Raw genomic sequence first — 14,390 nt, forward strand, 5'->3', positions numbered from 1 at the left:
TCCGTCGATCGATCAGCATCGTCCGTCCAGACGAGCCTGGAAACCACCTATGCGGCCATTTGCAGGGAGGCCGTCATCGGATGTGGCAATTGCGCAGGGAGCAAAGTCCGTCATCGGCAGTTGTGCTCCCCAAAAGCGAAGATCGTGACGGGGAGGTTCGACATGCCCGAAGATGGCACCTTTGCAGGCAAGGAAGCACCCGTCGTTGTTTTTGGCGGCGGCGGTTTTCTTGGGCACCGGATCTGCCGGCGCCTGCTGGAGAAGGGCAGGAGCGTGCGGGCGGTCTCCCGCCATCCGAACAAGATCACGGACCTTCTCGGGAGGCCGGCCGGGCTCAGCGTCGTAGAAGGCGACATCGAGCGGCCGGAGGATGTGGCAAGGCTTGTCGAGGGCGCAGGTGCCGTCGTCAACGCCGTCAGTCTCTATGTGGAGCGGGGTGGCAAGACTTTTCGCGACATCCATGTGGAGGCGGCGGGACAGCTTGCTGCTCTGGCGCATCGACACGGCGTACCGCTTCTCGTCCAGCTCTCTGGCGTGGGCGCTGATCCGAACTCTCCTTCCCGCTACATCGCGGCGCGGGGTGAAGGAGAGATCGCGGTTCGCCGGGCCTTCGGAAACGCTGTCATCGTGCGGCCGGCCGTCATGTTCGGTCCGCAGGACGGCTTCATCTGCACGTTCTCCGATCTTCTGCGGAGATATCCCGTCTTTCCTCTCTTCGGGAGTGGAGAGACGCGGCTGCAGCCGACCTTCGTCGGAGATGTGGCCGAGGCGATCGCGTGTATCGTGGTGGCGGGACCGGCTCCCGAGCCGCGCACCTACGAGTTGGGCGGCCCGCGCACATACACCTACCGCGAACTCGTCGGGATCGTGGCAGACGAGGTCGGTGTTCGGCGCTTGCTCGTCCCATTGCCGATCGGCATTTGGAAAGGCCTGGCGGCAGCAGCCGAGCGGCTGCCGAAGCCGCCGGTGACCTCCACGGAAGTGGAATTGATGGAGGCGCCCAATGTCGCGACCGAGGAGCCAGGCTTTGCGGCCTGGGGCGTGACGCCGACTTCCGTTGAAGACTTCCTGCGGGAGCGGGAGGACCGAAAGGCGGCGCAGGCCCGGCATTCGGTCGAATAGCCGGCGGCAAACGCCGCGCGGCCGCAGTCGCAAAAGGGCTGCGGCCGGAGACTGATTCAATACAGTGGCCTCAAGACAGCATGTCGCCAAACGCGACCGTCTTGATCTCGAGAAAATCGTCCAGACCGAAGATTCCGCCTTCGCGGCCGTTGCCGGATTGCTTGTAGCCCCCGAAGGGGCTGCCCTGTGCGAAGGGGGCACGGTTGACGCGCACCATGCCTGCCCGCAGCTGCAGCGCGACGTGGCGGGCGCGCTCCGTGTCCTGGGTGCTGAGATAGGCGGCGAGGCCGTAGGGCGTGTCGTTGGCAAGGCGGATCGCCTCCGCCTCGTCCTTGAACGGCGTCATCGCAAGCACCGGTCCGAAGATTTCCTCGCGCCAGATGCGCATCTCGGGCCTGACATCGGCAAAGACGGTCGGTCGGGCATAATAGCCGCGATTGAAGCCGGCCGGCCGGCCCGTCCCGCCAGTGACGAGACGCGCGCCTTCCGCAATGCCGGCCCCGATCAGATCCTGTACCTTGTCGAACTGGGTCTGCGAGACGAGCGGGCCGATATGGTCGCCCTCCTCATGCGGATCGCCGACGGCGACCTTCTCCGCCGTCTCCTTGGCGATCGCGATCGCATCCTCGTAGACCGAGGCTTCGATGAGCATGCGTGTCGGCGCGTTGCAGGACTGGCCGGTGTTTTCCATACAGAAGCGGACGCCGCCCTCGACCTGTGATGCGAGATCGCAATCGGAAAAGAGAATGTTCGGCGACTTTCCGCCGAGTTCCAGCGTCACACGCTTGACCGTGTCGGCGGCGGCCTTGGTGACGGCGGTGCCGGCGCGCGTCGATCCTGTGAACGACATCATGTCGACATCGGGATGCGCCGACAGCGCCGCGCCGACGCCCGGCCCGTCTCCATTGACGAGATTGAAGACGCCAGGCGGCACGCCTGCGGCGTCGATCATTTCGGCGAAGAGGAGCGAGGAGAGGGGGGCTATTTCCGACGGCTTCAACACCACCGTGCAACCGGTGAGAAGCGCGGGCACGACCTTGAGCGTCACCTGGTTCATCGGCCAGTTCCACGGCGTGATGAGCCCGCAAACGCCGATCGGCTCCTTGATGATGCGTTCGCTCGGTGCATCGGCGCGCAGCGGCCGCTCCCATTCGATCTCGTGGATGGCTTTGAGAAACCCTTCGATGTGCCAGTCGCCGGCGCCGACCTGTTCGTCGCGTGAGAACGACATCGGCGCACCCATTTCGGTGCTGATCGCCTTGGCCATCTCCTCGGCGCCAGCCCGGTAGATCGTCAGGAGCCGTTCGATCACGGCGATGCGTTCGGTGACGTCTGTCGCGCTCCAGGTCGGAAAGGCGGCCCGCGCCGCCGCCACGGCCTTGCCGATATCGGCGGAACTCCCGAGCGAGATCTCGGCAATCTCACTTTCGGTCGCCGGGTCGATGACGGGAAACGGGTTCGGCTCGGCCGGGCCCACCCAGCTGCCGTTGATGTAGAAATCGGTCTTTTTCGGCATTGAGATCTCGTCGGTGTGCGCTCGTGCTCAGGCCCGGCTCAGAAAGGCTTCGGCGAATTCCGTCCAGAAGGCGACGCCGGTCGCCAGAATATCATCGTTGAAGTCGAAGGACGGGTGATGCAGCGGCGGATCATCCGGCCCGCGCCCGGTCCCCAGAAAGAAATAGCTGCCCGGACAAGCCTTCAACATATAGGCAAAGTCCTCCGAGCCCATAAACGGACGGGCGAGGTCGGTGACATTCTCGGCACCCGCGAAACGGATCGCCTGGGCGCGGAGGAAGTCCGTTTCCGCCGGATCGTTGATGGTGGCGTCGTAGCTTCGGAGATAGTCGACCTCTGCGCGCGCGCCAAAACTCTCCGCCTGGCGCGTCGCGATCAGGCGGATCTTCTCTTCCAGAAGGTCGCGCGTCGCATCGTCGAAAGAGCGGACGCCGATGACGAGTTCCACGCTCTCAGGGATGATGTTGCTCGCCGAGCCGCCGTGGATGGAGCCGACCGTGACGACGGCGGGATCGATCGGATGCGTGTTGCGGGCGACGATCGTCTGCAGGGCCATGACGATAGAAGAGGCGGCAACGATCGGATCGATCGTGTCCTCGGGATGTGCCCCATGGCCCCCGCGGCCTGTGACGACGATCCGAGCCTCGTCGACGGCCGCCATGATCGGCCCGTCTCTGAGCGCGAACTGTCCGAACGGAAGCTGCGGCTCGTTATGAAGTGCAAAGACGGCGTCGCAGGGAAAGAGCTCAAAGAGACCTTCGTCGACCATCATCTTGGCGCCGCCGAAATTCTCCTCCGCCGGCTGGAAGATGAGATGCACGGTGCCGTCGAAGTTTTTTCGCTCCGCGAGCCGCTTCGCCGCGCCGAGAAGCATGGCGGTGTGGCCGTCATGGCCACAGGCGTGCATGCGATCGGCAATCTCGCTCTGATAGGGAAGGCCGGTCTTTTCCTGGATCGGTAGGGCGTCGAAATCGGCGCGAAGGCCGACCGCGCGCTTGCCTGTGCCGTTCTTCAGGGTCGCGACGACGCCCGTCTTCGCAAGCCCGCGATGCACCTCGTAGCCGAGAGCCTGGAGTTTTTCGGCCACGTAGGCGGACGTCCATTCCTCTTCGAGGCCGAGCTCAGGGTGACGATGCAGCTCATGCCGCATGGCGACGATGTCGGGCAGATCGTTGCTGAGGTCAGGGGCGATACCCATTCACACTCCTCGGGTGGGGATTCGGTTTTCGAGATGGCGGAAGCCCGCGACGAGGAGGCCGGTCAGGCAGAGATAGATGAAAGCCAGAAAGAGAAGTGGCTCGTAGATGATGTAGGTGTCCTGGCGCACGTCGCTGATGACCGCATAAAGGTCGATGACGGTGATCGTCGCCACAAGCGGCGTCGCTTTCAATTGCAGCACGATCTCGCCGTTCAAGGTCGGCAAAGCGCGCTGGATCGCGCGCGGCAGCCAGATGCGGCGTAGCACGGTGAAGCGGCTCATACCGTAAGCGCGGGCGGCTTCGAGCTCACCTTTCGGTACGCCGGCAAGCGCCCCGCGCATCACCTCGCCCTCATAACCCGCAAAGGAGATGGTGAGCGAGGCGAGCGCGTAGGGCCACGCCTCGCGCAGATAAGGCCAGATGAAGGAGCCGCGGATCCACGGGATCTGGGGAAACAGCGAGCCGAGCCCATAATAGAGAAGCCAGAGCTGCAAGAGCAGAGGCGTGCCGCGGATCACGGTGCAGAAACCACGGGCCGCCCAAGCCAAGGGTGCAGGCCCCGAGACTTGTGCGAGGCCGAGAGGCACCGCCATCGCGAAGCCGAGGATGCTGCTGCCGACGAGAAGGGCGAGCGTCACCCCCAATCCGCCCAGCATTTCCGGCCAATAGAGCGGCAGCCAGTCCCAGCGCATATTGAACGCCATGAGGGCGACCATGAGTGCTGCCAGAAGCAGCAGCACGATGCGGTGCGGCTTCAGCCAGTTTTCGCTTTTCGCCTCTCTGTCCTTCTGCGGGTCGATGAGGTCGGCCATGGCATGCACGGCTTCGGCATTGTCTTCCCTCATGAGGAGAAACCCGGCATGCCGCGCCTTGCCCGACGCTCGATGAGGGCGATGACGACATTGGAGACGAGGCTCACCATCAGATAGAGGAGCCCCGCGGCGCAGAAGAAGAGCATGTATTCCCGCGTTGCCCCGCCGGCCTGCCGCGTCGCGAGCGTGAGTTCCGTAAAGCCGACGACGGCGAGAAGGGCCGTGTCTTTGGTGGCGATCAGCCAGAGATTGGCAAGTCCCGGAATGGCGTGCGGAAGCATGGCGGGCAGAGTGATGCGGCGCATGAGGAGAAACGGCGGCATGCCGTAAGCGCGCGCGGTCTCGATCTGGCCGGCCGGTACGGCCTTGATGGCACCACGGAGCACCTCCGTCGAGTAGGCGCCCTGGACGAGGCCGATGACGGCGATGCCGGCCGCCATGCCCGAGACGTCGAGGCGCGCATAGCCAAGCGCTGCCATCAGACGGTTCAAGAGGTCGGTGCCGGCGTAATAGACGAGGACGATGAGGACGAGCTCGGGAACGGCGCGGATAATCGTCGTGTAGGCCTCGAGGAGATCGCGCAGGATCGGCCCGCCGTAGAGCTTTCCGAAAGCGCCACCGACGCCGATCAGAAGCCCCACAAGATAGCCGCCGGCAGCAACTTCGAGCGAGGTCAGGAGAGCGCGCAAGAGGACGCCGCCCCAGCCGGGCGGAGAAAAAGCAAGAAGTTCTAAAGGACCCATTACATTACGGTTGGACGTGGCGCATTGATGCTGGCGCGGCCGCGTGACCGCACCTGGCTTCTAGCAAGCGGCGTGCCTTTTCAGGCGCCGAGCGACCTGCGTGGACAGAAGCCGGGCGGAAAAGGGGAGGGGCGGTTGCCCGCTCCCCAAGCTGCGAGCGAGCCGCTCACTTTCCGTAGATGTCGAAGTCGAAGTATTTCTCGGAGATCTTCTCGTAGGTGCCGTTCTCGCGGATCGCGGCAATCGCCTTGTTGAGCTTCTCCTTGAGCTCGGTGTCACCCTTGCGGAGTCCGACGCCAACACCCGGTCCGAGAATTTCCTCGTCGGGCTCAACTTCGCCCTTCATGTCGCAGCACGCCTTGCCGGAATCGGATTCCAGGAAGGTTGCGAGTGCGAGGGAATCTGCCTGCACAGCATCGAGGCGGCCGGCCACGAGATCCTGGTTGGCCTCGTCCTGTGTCTGGTAGGTTTTCACTTCGGCATCGGGAAAATGCTTGTGGACGTAGTTCTCATGGATGGTCGAGCGCTGCACGCCGAGAAGCTTGCCAGACAGGCTTTCATTCGTCGGCTCGATCTCGACATCCTTGAGGCCGATGATGGCCGTCGGTGTGTTGTAGTACTTGTCGCTGAAATCGATCACCTTGAGACGTTCTTCGGTGATCGACATGGAGCCGATGATCATGTCGATCTTGCCCGAGGTGAGGGCCGGAATGATGCCGTCCCACGCTGTCGGCACGATGGTGCAATCGAGCTTTGCCTCCTCGCACAGCGCATCCATGATTTCGATCTCCCATCCGGACCAATTGCCGGCGGCATCCGGAACCGTGAATGGCGGATAGGGTTCGGCCGCGATGCCGACCTTGGTCTCGGCGCTGGCCGCGCCCGCTCCGAGGACGACGACGGCCGCGGCTGCGGCGAGGCGTGTGAGAATACGGTGCATGAGGAGTTCCCTTCTTGCTTGATGCGATGACGGCCGGCGTGAAGCGCCGGCACATTGCCGCTATTGAATTGATCCGATGAACTTTTGCAGACGCTCAGATTTTGGATTGTCGAAGATGGCTTCCGGCGGGCCTTCTTCTTCGATCTCGCCGTCGGCAAGAAAGATGATGTGATTGGCCACCTCACGCGCGAAGCTCATCTCGTGAGTGACGAGGACCATCGTGCGGCGCTCATGTGCGAGGTCGCGAATGACGGACAGAACTTCGCCGACGAGCTCCGGATCGAGCGCTGAAGTGGGTTCGTCGAAAAGCATCACCTCCGGCTGAATGGCGAGCGCGCGCGCGATCGCGGCACGCTGCTGCTGACCACCGGAGAGAAAGGCCGGATAGACGTCTTCCTTGTCGCTCAGACCAACGCGATCGAGGAGAGTGCGGGCTCGCTCCACGGCTTCGCCTCTGGGGACGCCGAGAACGTGGACGGGCACTTCGATGACGTTGCCGAGAAGCGTCATGTGCTGCCAGAGATTGAAGCTCTGGAAGACCATGGCGAGACGCGTACGGATGCGCTGCACCTGGCGCCGGTCGGCGGGCATGAGGCCGCCGTCGCCGTTGCTCTTCATGGCGATGGTTTCGCCGTGCACGCTGACGCTGCCTGCGGTCGGGTGCTCCAGCATGTTGATGCAGCGAAGAAGCGTCGATTTTCCCGATCCCGAGCCGCCGATGATGGCGATCACGTCGCCTTCGTGGGCCGTGAACGAAATCCCCTTCAGAACTTCGAGGCTGCCGAAGGATTTGTGCAGGTTTTCGACCCGAACGACCTCGGAGCGCTCCGCGGACGGCGGCGCAGTCGTGGCCGCTGCTGGCTCTTGTTCCTGGATCACTGGCCTGTTCCCCAAGCCGCATTCGAGGCGGGGATCAGATCTTCAAACCGGGGCGGCGTCAAATGCCGAAACCGCCGCGAGGCCCATATGAACGCGTTCGAGAAGCCAGTGATTGGTCCATTCCTTTCGTGAGAGATCGGAGTGTGTCGCGACCGAAGCCGAGGGCCGAATTGATACACTTGCACGATAGTTATGCAAGTGCATAAATGTGCTCATGGCCAAACGGGCGGCGGTGGATTCGCCGAAATCGACATGTACCGGACGGATAAAATTGCGCTCTTCACCCAGGATGGGGCGGCTCGTGACGGCGATAGCGCGCCCGTCGGTGGCGAGGTCTCGGAGCCTTCCGGCAAGCGGTCGGGCCCCATGACCCGGCGAAGCTTCAGGCGTGGGACGCAGGACGAACGGCGCCATGCCTTGATCCAGGCGACGCTCGATCTCATCGCCGAGAAGGGCCTCAAGGGGATCACCGTGCGCGAGGTCGCAGCCCGCGCCGGCGTCACCAATGGCCTCATCCGGCATTATTTCTCCGGCAAGACCCAGCTGATCGAAGCGGCCTATCAATCCGTCATGGAGGGGATGACGGAAGCCGCGAAAGCCGCGGTCGCCGACACCGAGGGCGACGCGAAAAGCCGGCTGCGCCACTTCATTGCCGCCAATTTGACGCCCCCGGTCGCCGATCCGCGCGCCTTGTCGCTCTGGGCGACGTTCATCAGTCTCATCCATGTCGATCCCGCCATGGCGGCAATTCACCGGGCCGGCTATCTGCAGTTTCGCCGCGAGCTGGAGGACCTCATTGCCTCCTTGTTCGCCGAAATCGGACGCGAAGCGGAGACCGCGGAGCGTGTGCGCCTCGCGATCCAGATCAATGCCGTCATCGATGGGCTTTGGGTCGAGCGCTGCCTGGCGGAAGACATGTTCGCCGATGACGAATTGGTCGCTGCCGGTGTCGAAGCCGTCGAGGCTCTCCTGGGCCTCAGCCTCGCTCAGTCATGACACCAACAAGTCAGCCTTAACTTCAACCAGAAGGTAGAAACGACATGCGCTACGCCTCCATCACGGAGCGGCTCGCCGATCTCGGCTCGGGCAAATGGGCCGTCCACTTCCGCGCTCGGGCCATGGCGGCAGAAGGTGCCGAGGTTCTGGAGTTGACGATTGGCGAGCCTGACATCCCGCCGGAGAAGGAGCTCTTGGACGAATGCAGCCGTGCCATGCATGCCGGCCGCACACGCTATTCGGCCGGGCGTGGCGATCCGGCGCTCCTCGACGTCCTGGCAGAGAAATACACAAGAAGGTCCGGACGTACGGTCACGTCGGAAAACGTTCTGTGCTTTCCGGGTACCCAGACGGCGCTCTTCGCGGTGATGACCGGGCTCGTCGAAACGGGTGACGAGGTCCTTGTCGCCGATCCGCTCTACGCGACCTACGAAGGGGTTATCCGGGCAAATGGAGCTGAGCTGCGCTCCGTGCCGCTTTATGCGCGCAACCGCTTTCACCTTGACCCGGCGGATCTCGAAAAGGCGATCACGCCGCGCTGCCGGGTTCTCCTTCTCAACTCGCCGCACAATCCGACGGGTGCCGTTCTGAGCCGCGACGAGCTGAAAGCGATCGGCGAGGTCTGCCGCCGCCACGATCTCTGGATCGTCTCTGACGAGGTCTATGAGGAGCTCGTCTTCGAAGGCGCATTCGCCTCGCCTTTCGATATTCCCGAACTCGCGGAGCGCACCATCGCAGTCGCCTCGATTTCCAAATCGCATGCCGCGCCGGGCTTTCGCAGCGGCTGGGCGGTGGGGCCGCAGGAATTCTGCTCCCGGCTTCTGCCGGTTTCCGAAACGATGCTTTTCGGCGGCCAGCCCTTTATCGCCGATATGACGGCCTATGCGTTGTCACGCCCGTCGCCCGCGGCAGCACGGATGCGCGAGGCGTATCACCGCCGGGCGCAATTCGTGACGACCTTCCTCGGGAATACGGCCGGTGCGCGCCCGATCATGCCGGAGGGTGGCATGTTCATCCTCCTCGACGTGCGCGACAGCGGCCTGACCGGCGAGGATTTTGCCTGGGGGCTCCTGGAGAGCGAAGGTGTGGCGGTCATGCCGGGGGCCTCGTTCGGCGAGGAAGCGCGCGGCTTCGTGCGTGTGAGCCTGACCGTGCCCGACGAGCGGATGGAAGAGGCCTGTGCGCGTATTGCCCGCTTTGCCGCGAATGCGGTGGCACCGAAAAGGGCAGGCGGTTGGGCATGAACGCTGGGATGACGCAAGACGCGATGGAAGCAAGCACGGGCGAGGCGCTGATCGCGCTTCTCGAAAAGTACGACGTTGATGTCGTCTTCGGCATTCCCGGTGTCCATACGGCCGAGCTCTACCGCGGACTTGCCGGCTCGAAGGTCCGACACGTGACGCCGCGCCACGAGCAGGGCGCAGGCTTCATGGCGGACGGCTATGCCAGGGTCAGCGGCAAGCCCGGCGTCTGCCTCGTCATCACCGGGCCGGGCCTGACAAATACCATCACGGCGATGGCGCAGGCCCGAGCCGATTCCGTCCCGATGCTCGTGATTTCCGGCGTCGGCCGCCGTGGGTCGCTTGGCCATGGCCGCGGCGCATTGCACGAATTGCCGGATCAGCGCGCGATGATGGCAAGCTTCGCGCTCTTCTCCCACACGCTTCTGTCGGCCTCCGATCTTCCGGGCGTCATGGCGCGTGCTTTTGCGATCCTCAATTCCGGCCGGCCCGGACCGGTCCATATCGAGATTCCCGTCGATGTCATGCAGGAGAGGGTTGCGGCGCTTCCGGCTCGCGTGTCGGCCCTGCCGTCACATCCGCATCCCGGGCGGGGCGAGCTTGAAGCGGCTGCGCGTCTCTTGTCCGAGGCGCGGCGGCCGGCAATCATCGTGGGCGGAGGGGCAAAACGCGCCAACGACGACGTGACAGCGCTGGCGGAACGTCTCGACGCGCCGGTGGTGACGACGGCGAATGCGCGCGGGCTTCTCGCCGGCCACCCCTTGCGCGTGCCGGCAAGCCCGAGCCTCAAAGCCGTGCGCGCCTTCCTGGCCGAATGCGATGCGGTCCTGGCGCTCGGTTCCGAGATGGGACCGACGGATTTCGACGTCTATGAGGACGGCGGCTTTCCCGCTCTCGAAGGGCTCGTGCGTGTCGATATCGATGCGGGTCAGCTCGCTCGAGGGCCGCAGGCCGAGATGGCGATTCTCGGAGATGCGCGCGCCACCGCGGTCGAGCTTTGCAGTGCTCTCCGCGCGGCAAGGATCGGCGGCGAGCGAAGCGGTCGTGACATGGCGCGCAGGCTCCGAGCGGCAGCCTTCGAAGAAATCGGAGACGCCTATCGGGGAGAGGTCGCGATCCTCGATGTGATCCGCGAGACGTTGCCGGGCGCCCTTTTCGTCGGCGACAGCACGCAGCCCGTCTATGCCGGCAATCTTTATTGCGACATCGACACGCCCGCAGGCTGGTTCAATTCCGCAACCGGCTTCGGCGCTCTCGGCTATGGCGTACCCGCCGCGATCGGCGCCGCGATTGCGGATCCTGAGCGGCCGGTTGTGGCGCTTCTGGGCGACGGTGGTCTGCAATTCTCGCTCGCCGAGCTCGGCTCCGCCATCGATGCCGGAACGCCCGTCATCCTCATCGTCTGGAACAATTTCGGCTTCCGCGAGATCGAGACGTTCATGATCGAGCGTGGCATCGCGCCGGAAGGGGTGAAGCCGACTCCGCCCGATTTTGACTCCGTCGCAAAGGCTTATGGCCTCGTCTTCGAACGCCCGTCGAAGCTTTCAGACCTGCCGGCATCGCTGCGGCGTGCCCGCGACAGCGGCCGTGCGGCCCTTATCGAGCTGCGCATGCCTTTCGACATGTGAGGGGCAGTGCCCGAGCGATCCGCTCGCTCGGGCACGCTCGTTCCTGTTGAGCGCGACTCAACCTTTCGCCTGCAGCCGCGAGGAGCGCCGGCGCAAAAACTCCGCGGTGAGGAGGAGAAGCACGGCGAGCACGATCATGATGGTGGCGGCCGCCGCGATCGTCGGCGAGATGTTTTCGCGGATGCCGGAGAACATCTCGCGCGGCAGGGTCCGCTGGTTGGGCCCGCCGATGAAGAGCACGGTGATGACCTCTTCGAGCGAAACGGAGAAGGCGAAGAGCCCGCCGAAAATGACGCCGGGCGCAATCAGCGGAAAGACGACGCTTCGGGCCACGCGGACCGGCGAGGCCCCGAGGCTGAGGCCCGCGCGGATGAGCGTGCGGTCGAAGCCGGAAAGCGTCGCGGTGACCGTGATGACGACGAAAGGCGTGCCGAGAACGGCATGAGCCAGGATGAGGCCGGTGAAGGTCGCCGTCAGATCGAAGGGCGCGAAATAGAAGTAGAGCCCGACCGCATAGATCACCATCGGCACGATCATCGGAGCGAGCAGGAAGGCGCTGATGAAGCGCTTGCCCGGGAAATCCGCAAGCCAGAGCCCGGCGGCCGCAAGCGTGCCGAGAAAGGTGGCGATCGTGGCGGCGACGATGCCGATGATCAGGCTGTTGCGGATCGACGACATCCACGTGCCGGAGAAGAAGAAGTCCTCATACCACCGCAGGGAGACCCCGCGCAGCGGATAGGTGAGGAACTGGCCGTCGTTGAAGGAGAGGGGCACGATGGCGAGGATCGGCGCGACGAGAAAGAAGAAGCCGCCGATCGCCACCACATAAAGGACGACACGCCACGCCTTTTCCGTGCCGGTGACAGCGCCGCTCACATCACCCCCCGAACGCCGCCGACGAGACGGCTGTAGATCGCATAAAGGATGAGCGTCGCGGCGAAGAGGCCGGTGCCGAGCGCCGCGGCGAGCCCCCAGTTCACCGTGTCGGTGGTGTAGAAGGCGATGTAGTAGGAGATCATCTGGTCGGCAGCCCCGCCCACGAGCGCCGGTGTGATGTAATAGCCGAGCGCGATGATGAAGACGAGGATCGAGCCGGCGGCGATCCCGGGCATCACCTGCGGAATGTAGACGCGGCGGAAGGCCGTGAAGGGCGGCGCGCCAAGCGAGCGGGCGGCACGCATGTAATCTTTCGGCACCGTGCGCATCACCGCGTAGAGCGGCAGGATCATGAACGGCAGAAGCACGTGGGTCATGGAGATGATGACGCCGGAACGGTTGTAGACGAGGCGGATCGGCCCGTTCGTCAGATGCAGGAATTGCAGCATCTGGTTGACGAGGCCATGCTCCTGCAGGACCACGACCCATGCCGCGGTGCGCACGAGAAGCGGCGTCCAGAACGGCAAAAGGACCAGGATCATCAGAAGGTTGGCGAGGTTCTCCCGCAGCCCTGCCAGGAGGAAGGCAATCGGAAAGCCGATCATGAGGCAGAGAAGCGTGACGGTGAGCGCGATGGCGAAAGTGCGCGCATAGATCTGCAGATAGACGGCGCGCTCCGTCGGCACCGGCACGATCGAGCCGTCGATGTCGCGCTGGCGGTCGACCGTCTGCAGGAGGAAGAAATCGGTGAGGGGCCCTGCCGCACGGCGCACGGCAGCCCAGGTTTCGGCGCGGCCCCAACCTGGCTCTGTCTCGATGAGCGTGTCGCGCCAGGAGGCAGGTGGCTGATCGAGCCGCGCGATCTTTCTCGCCGTTCCCATGACCAGGGAACGCCCACCCGAAATATCGTAATTGAGACGCCGGGCAACGGCCGCTGCGGTGCGGTCGTCGTAGGAGCGGATGAGGTCCTGCGCGAGCGCCGAAAAGACCGCCTCGTCGGGCACGGCGTCTTTGTCCCAATCATAGCCCCGCACGGCCTCGGCCGTCTTCGGCCAGGTCTCCATGAGGTCTGTGTCGACGACGCTCCGCTCCAGCATGCCGGCGATCGGCGCGACGAAGAAGATGAGGACGAAGACGATGAGAGGCAGGACGAGCAGGAAGGCGTTGCGCTTGCGCTTGCGTTCGGCGCGCGCCAGATCCCGCTTCAGGGACCGCGTTTGACGCGGCCCCGCGAGCATTGTCTCGGCCATTGGATCGCTAATTCGTAGAGGCCCAGCGGCTCCAGCGCTCGGTCAACCGATCGATGTTGTCGAGCCAGAAGGTATCCGAGATCTTGAGCGCATTCTTCATGTTCTCGTCCGCGGTCGGCAGCTCCTTGAGGCGCTCCGGCGCGATCATGCCGCTCGCATCGGGATTGGTGACACCGTATGCGATCTTCATCGGCAGCTTGGCCTGATTTTCCGCCTCTCCGACGAAGTCGAGATATTTGTAGGCGGCGTCGAGGTTCTTGGAGCCGGCGAGGATGACCCAGGAATCGAGCGTATAGAGGCTCTCGTTCCAGACGATGCCGAAATTGCGCCCGTCCGCCTTGTTGGCGGCGTCGACGCGGCCGTTGTAGATCGAGGTGAGGGCGACTTCGCCGGAGGCGAGAAGCTGCGGCGGCTGCGCACCCGCCTCCCAGAAGACGAGGTCCGATTTGATCGTGTCGAGCTTCTTGAACGCCCGCTCCACGCCCTCGTCTGTGGCAAGCACGTCATAGACTTCCGCAGGCGGCACGCCGTCGGCCATCAGCGCGATTTCGAGATTGGTCTTCGGCCCGTTCCGGAGTGCGCGCTTGCCCGGGTATTTGTCGAGATCGAAGAAATCTTCCCAGCCGGCGGGTGCATCCGAGATCTTGTCCTTGTCGTAGCCGAGGACGAAATTGTAGACGATCGCGCCCACGCCGCAGGGGCTGACGGCGGCTTCAATATAGCGATCCTTGCCGCCGATCTTGTCCCAGTCGAGCTCTTCGAAGAGCCCTTCGTCGCAGCCGAGCTGCAGCTCTTCCGATTCCACCTGCACCACGTCCCAGGTGGCGTTGCCGCCTTCAACCTGCGCGCGGAGCACGCCGATGCCGCCGTCCCAGCTCTCCTCGACGAGATCGATGCCGGTCTGCTCTTCGAAAGGCTTGAAATACACTTCACGCTGAGCGTCCTGATAGGCGCCGCCCCATGAGGTGACGGTGACCTGCTCCGCGGCCGCCATGCTGCTGCTGGCCATCAAGATGACGCTCAAAGCCGCGGCGACTTTGATTCTGGACCTCATATTCCCCTCCTGTGCCTTGTTCTGGCTCGAAGCGTTAACCGCTTCCTACCAATGGTTGCCGAGACAAAAGGCTTTTCGCAATGGGCTTGAAGTCGTAGAGAGGCAACTTCTTCGAATTTCTATAAATTTTGCTCT

13 protein-coding genes are annotated in these 14,390 nt (G+C 63.9%); 4 read left to right on the forward strand and 9 right to left on the reverse strand.

The genetic code is table 11. The features are described 5' to 3' along the window. Positions 1-162 precede the first annotated feature (162 nt). Positions 163-1,122 (forward strand): complex I NDUFA9 subunit family protein, encoded by a 960-nt coding sequence (locus L0F51_RS00770; RefSeq protein ID WP_234627510.1) that lies wholly within the window; start codon positions 163-165, stop codon positions 1,120-1,122. Between the two features lie 70 nt (positions 1,123-1,192). On the opposite strand, the gene L0F51_RS00775 is transcribed toward L0F51_RS00770, so the two are convergent. The 6 genes from L0F51_RS00775 to L0F51_RS00800 all read right to left on the reverse strand — a co-directional run bounded on the left by L0F51_RS00775 (position 1,193) and on the right by L0F51_RS00800 (position 7,129). Continuing rightward, positions 1,193-2,638: an aldehyde dehydrogenase family protein gene (locus tag L0F51_RS00775; RefSeq protein WP_234627511.1), complete on the reverse strand. Its 1,446-nt coding sequence runs from the start codon at positions 2,636-2,638 to the stop codon at positions 1,193-1,195. 27 nt (positions 2,639-2,665) lie between these two features. Next, the gene (locus tag L0F51_RS00780; protein ID WP_234627512.1) at positions 2,666-3,835 is read right to left on the reverse strand and encodes a M20 aminoacylase family protein; all 1,170 of its coding nucleotides are present in this window, start codon (positions 3,833-3,835) and stop codon (positions 2,666-2,668) included. Further along, on the reverse strand, positions 3,836-4,648 hold the full coding sequence (locus L0F51_RS00785; RefSeq protein ID WP_234629285.1) for an ABC transporter permease: 813 nt from the start codon (positions 4,646-4,648) through the stop codon (positions 3,836-3,838). A 29-nt stretch (positions 4,649-4,677) separates the two neighbouring features. Then, positions 4,678-5,391, reverse strand: coding sequence for an ABC transporter permease (locus L0F51_RS00790; protein WP_234627513.1), 714 nt, complete (start codon positions 5,389-5,391; stop codon positions 4,678-4,680). A 166-nt stretch (positions 5,392-5,557) separates the two neighbouring features. Continuing rightward, the gene (locus tag L0F51_RS00795; protein ID WP_234627514.1) at positions 5,558-6,331 is read right to left on the reverse strand and encodes a transporter substrate-binding domain-containing protein; all 774 of its coding nucleotides are present in this window, start codon (positions 6,329-6,331) and stop codon (positions 5,558-5,560) included. A 60-nt stretch (positions 6,332-6,391) separates the two neighbouring features. Then, positions 6,392-7,129, reverse strand: a complete 738-nt coding sequence (locus L0F51_RS00800; protein ID WP_234629286.1) for an ATP-binding cassette domain-containing protein — start codon at positions 7,127-7,129, stop codon at positions 6,392-6,394. 447 nt (positions 7,130-7,576) lie between these two features. On the opposite strand from L0F51_RS00800, the gene L0F51_RS00805 reads away from it, so the two are divergent. The 3 genes from L0F51_RS00805 to L0F51_RS00815 are packed head-to-tail and all read left to right on the forward strand — an operon-like array spanning position 7,577 to position 11,075. Beyond that, positions 7,577-8,206, forward strand: a complete 630-nt coding sequence (locus L0F51_RS00805; RefSeq protein WP_234629287.1) for a TetR family transcriptional regulator C-terminal domain-containing protein — start codon at positions 7,577-7,579, stop codon at positions 8,204-8,206. 44 nt (positions 8,207-8,250) lie between these two features. Next, the gene (locus L0F51_RS00810) at positions 8,251-9,450 is read left to right on the forward strand and encodes a pyridoxal phosphate-dependent aminotransferase (RefSeq protein ID WP_234627515.1); all 1,200 of its coding nucleotides are present in this window, start codon (positions 8,251-8,253) and stop codon (positions 9,448-9,450) included. Next, positions 9,447-11,075 carry a 5-guanidino-2-oxopentanoate decarboxylase gene (locus L0F51_RS00815; RefSeq protein WP_370642281.1) on the forward strand — a complete coding sequence of 543 codons (1,629 nt, stop codon included), beginning with the start codon at positions 9,447-9,449 and terminating at the stop codon, positions 11,073-11,075. Before L0F51_RS00810 ends, L0F51_RS00815 begins: the two co-directional genes overlap by 4 nt. A 57-nt stretch (positions 11,076-11,132) precedes the next feature. On the opposite strand, the gene L0F51_RS00820 is transcribed toward L0F51_RS00815, so the two are convergent. From L0F51_RS00820 to L0F51_RS00830, 3 genes are read right to left on the reverse strand one after another with little or no spacing between them, the layout of a single operon-like run. Further along, positions 11,133-11,951 carry an ABC transporter permease gene (locus L0F51_RS00820; RefSeq protein WP_234627516.1) on the reverse strand — a complete coding sequence of 273 codons (819 nt, stop codon included), beginning with the start codon at positions 11,949-11,951 and terminating at the stop codon, positions 11,133-11,135. Then, positions 11,948-13,201, reverse strand: a complete 1,254-nt coding sequence (locus L0F51_RS00825; RefSeq protein WP_234627517.1) for an ABC transporter permease — start codon at positions 13,199-13,201, stop codon at positions 11,948-11,950. Before L0F51_RS00825 ends, L0F51_RS00820 begins: the two co-directional genes overlap by 4 nt. A 7-nt stretch (positions 13,202-13,208) precedes the next feature. Beyond that, positions 13,209-14,255, reverse strand: coding sequence for an ABC transporter substrate-binding protein (locus L0F51_RS00830; RefSeq protein WP_234627518.1), 1,047 nt, complete (start codon positions 14,253-14,255; stop codon positions 13,209-13,211). Positions 14,256-14,390 lie beyond the last annotated feature (135 nt).

The organism is Afifella sp. H1R (genome assembly GCF_021462425.1).
Lineage (GTDB): Bacteria > Pseudomonadota > Alphaproteobacteria > Rhizobiales > Afifellaceae > Afifella > Afifella aestuarii.

Bases quoted from the DNA above. Each gene is read 5' to 3' on its own strand.
- L0F51_RS00770 (WP_234627510.1), top strand. From the start codon at position 163: ATGCCCGAAGATGGCACCTTTGCAGGCAAGGAAGCACCCGTCGTTGTT.
- L0F51_RS00775 (WP_234627511.1), bottom strand. From the start codon at position 2,638: ATGCCGAAAAAGACCGATTTCTACATCAACGGCAGCTGGGTGGGCCCG.
- L0F51_RS00780 (WP_234627512.1), bottom strand. From the start codon at position 3,835: ATGGGTATCGCCCCTGACCTCAGCAACGATCTGCCCGACATCGTCGCC.
- L0F51_RS00785 (WP_234629285.1), bottom strand. From the start codon at position 4,648: ATGGCCGACCTCATCGACCCGCAGAAGGACAGAGAGGCGAAAAGCGAA.
- L0F51_RS00790 (WP_234627513.1), bottom strand. From the start codon at position 5,391: ATGGGTCCTTTAGAACTTCTTGCTTTTTCTCCGCCCGGCTGGGGCGGC.
- L0F51_RS00795 (WP_234627514.1), bottom strand. From the start codon at position 6,331: ATGCACCGTATTCTCACACGCCTCGCCGCAGCCGCGGCCGTCGTCGTC.
- L0F51_RS00805 (WP_234629287.1), top strand. From the start codon at position 7,577: ATGACCCGGCGAAGCTTCAGGCGTGGGACGCAGGACGAACGGCGCCAT.
- L0F51_RS00810 (WP_234627515.1), top strand. From the start codon at position 8,251: ATGCGCTACGCCTCCATCACGGAGCGGCTCGCCGATCTCGGCTCGGGC.
- L0F51_RS00815 (WP_370642281.1), top strand. From the start codon at position 9,447: ATGAACGCTGGGATGACGCAAGACGCGATGGAAGCAAGCACGGGCGAG.
- L0F51_RS00825 (WP_234627517.1), bottom strand. From the start codon at position 13,201: ATGGCCGAGACAATGCTCGCGGGGCCGCGTCAAACGCGGTCCCTGAAG.
- L0F51_RS00830 (WP_234627518.1), bottom strand. From the start codon at position 14,255: ATGAGGTCCAGAATCAAAGTCGCCGCGGCTTTGAGCGTCATCTTGATG.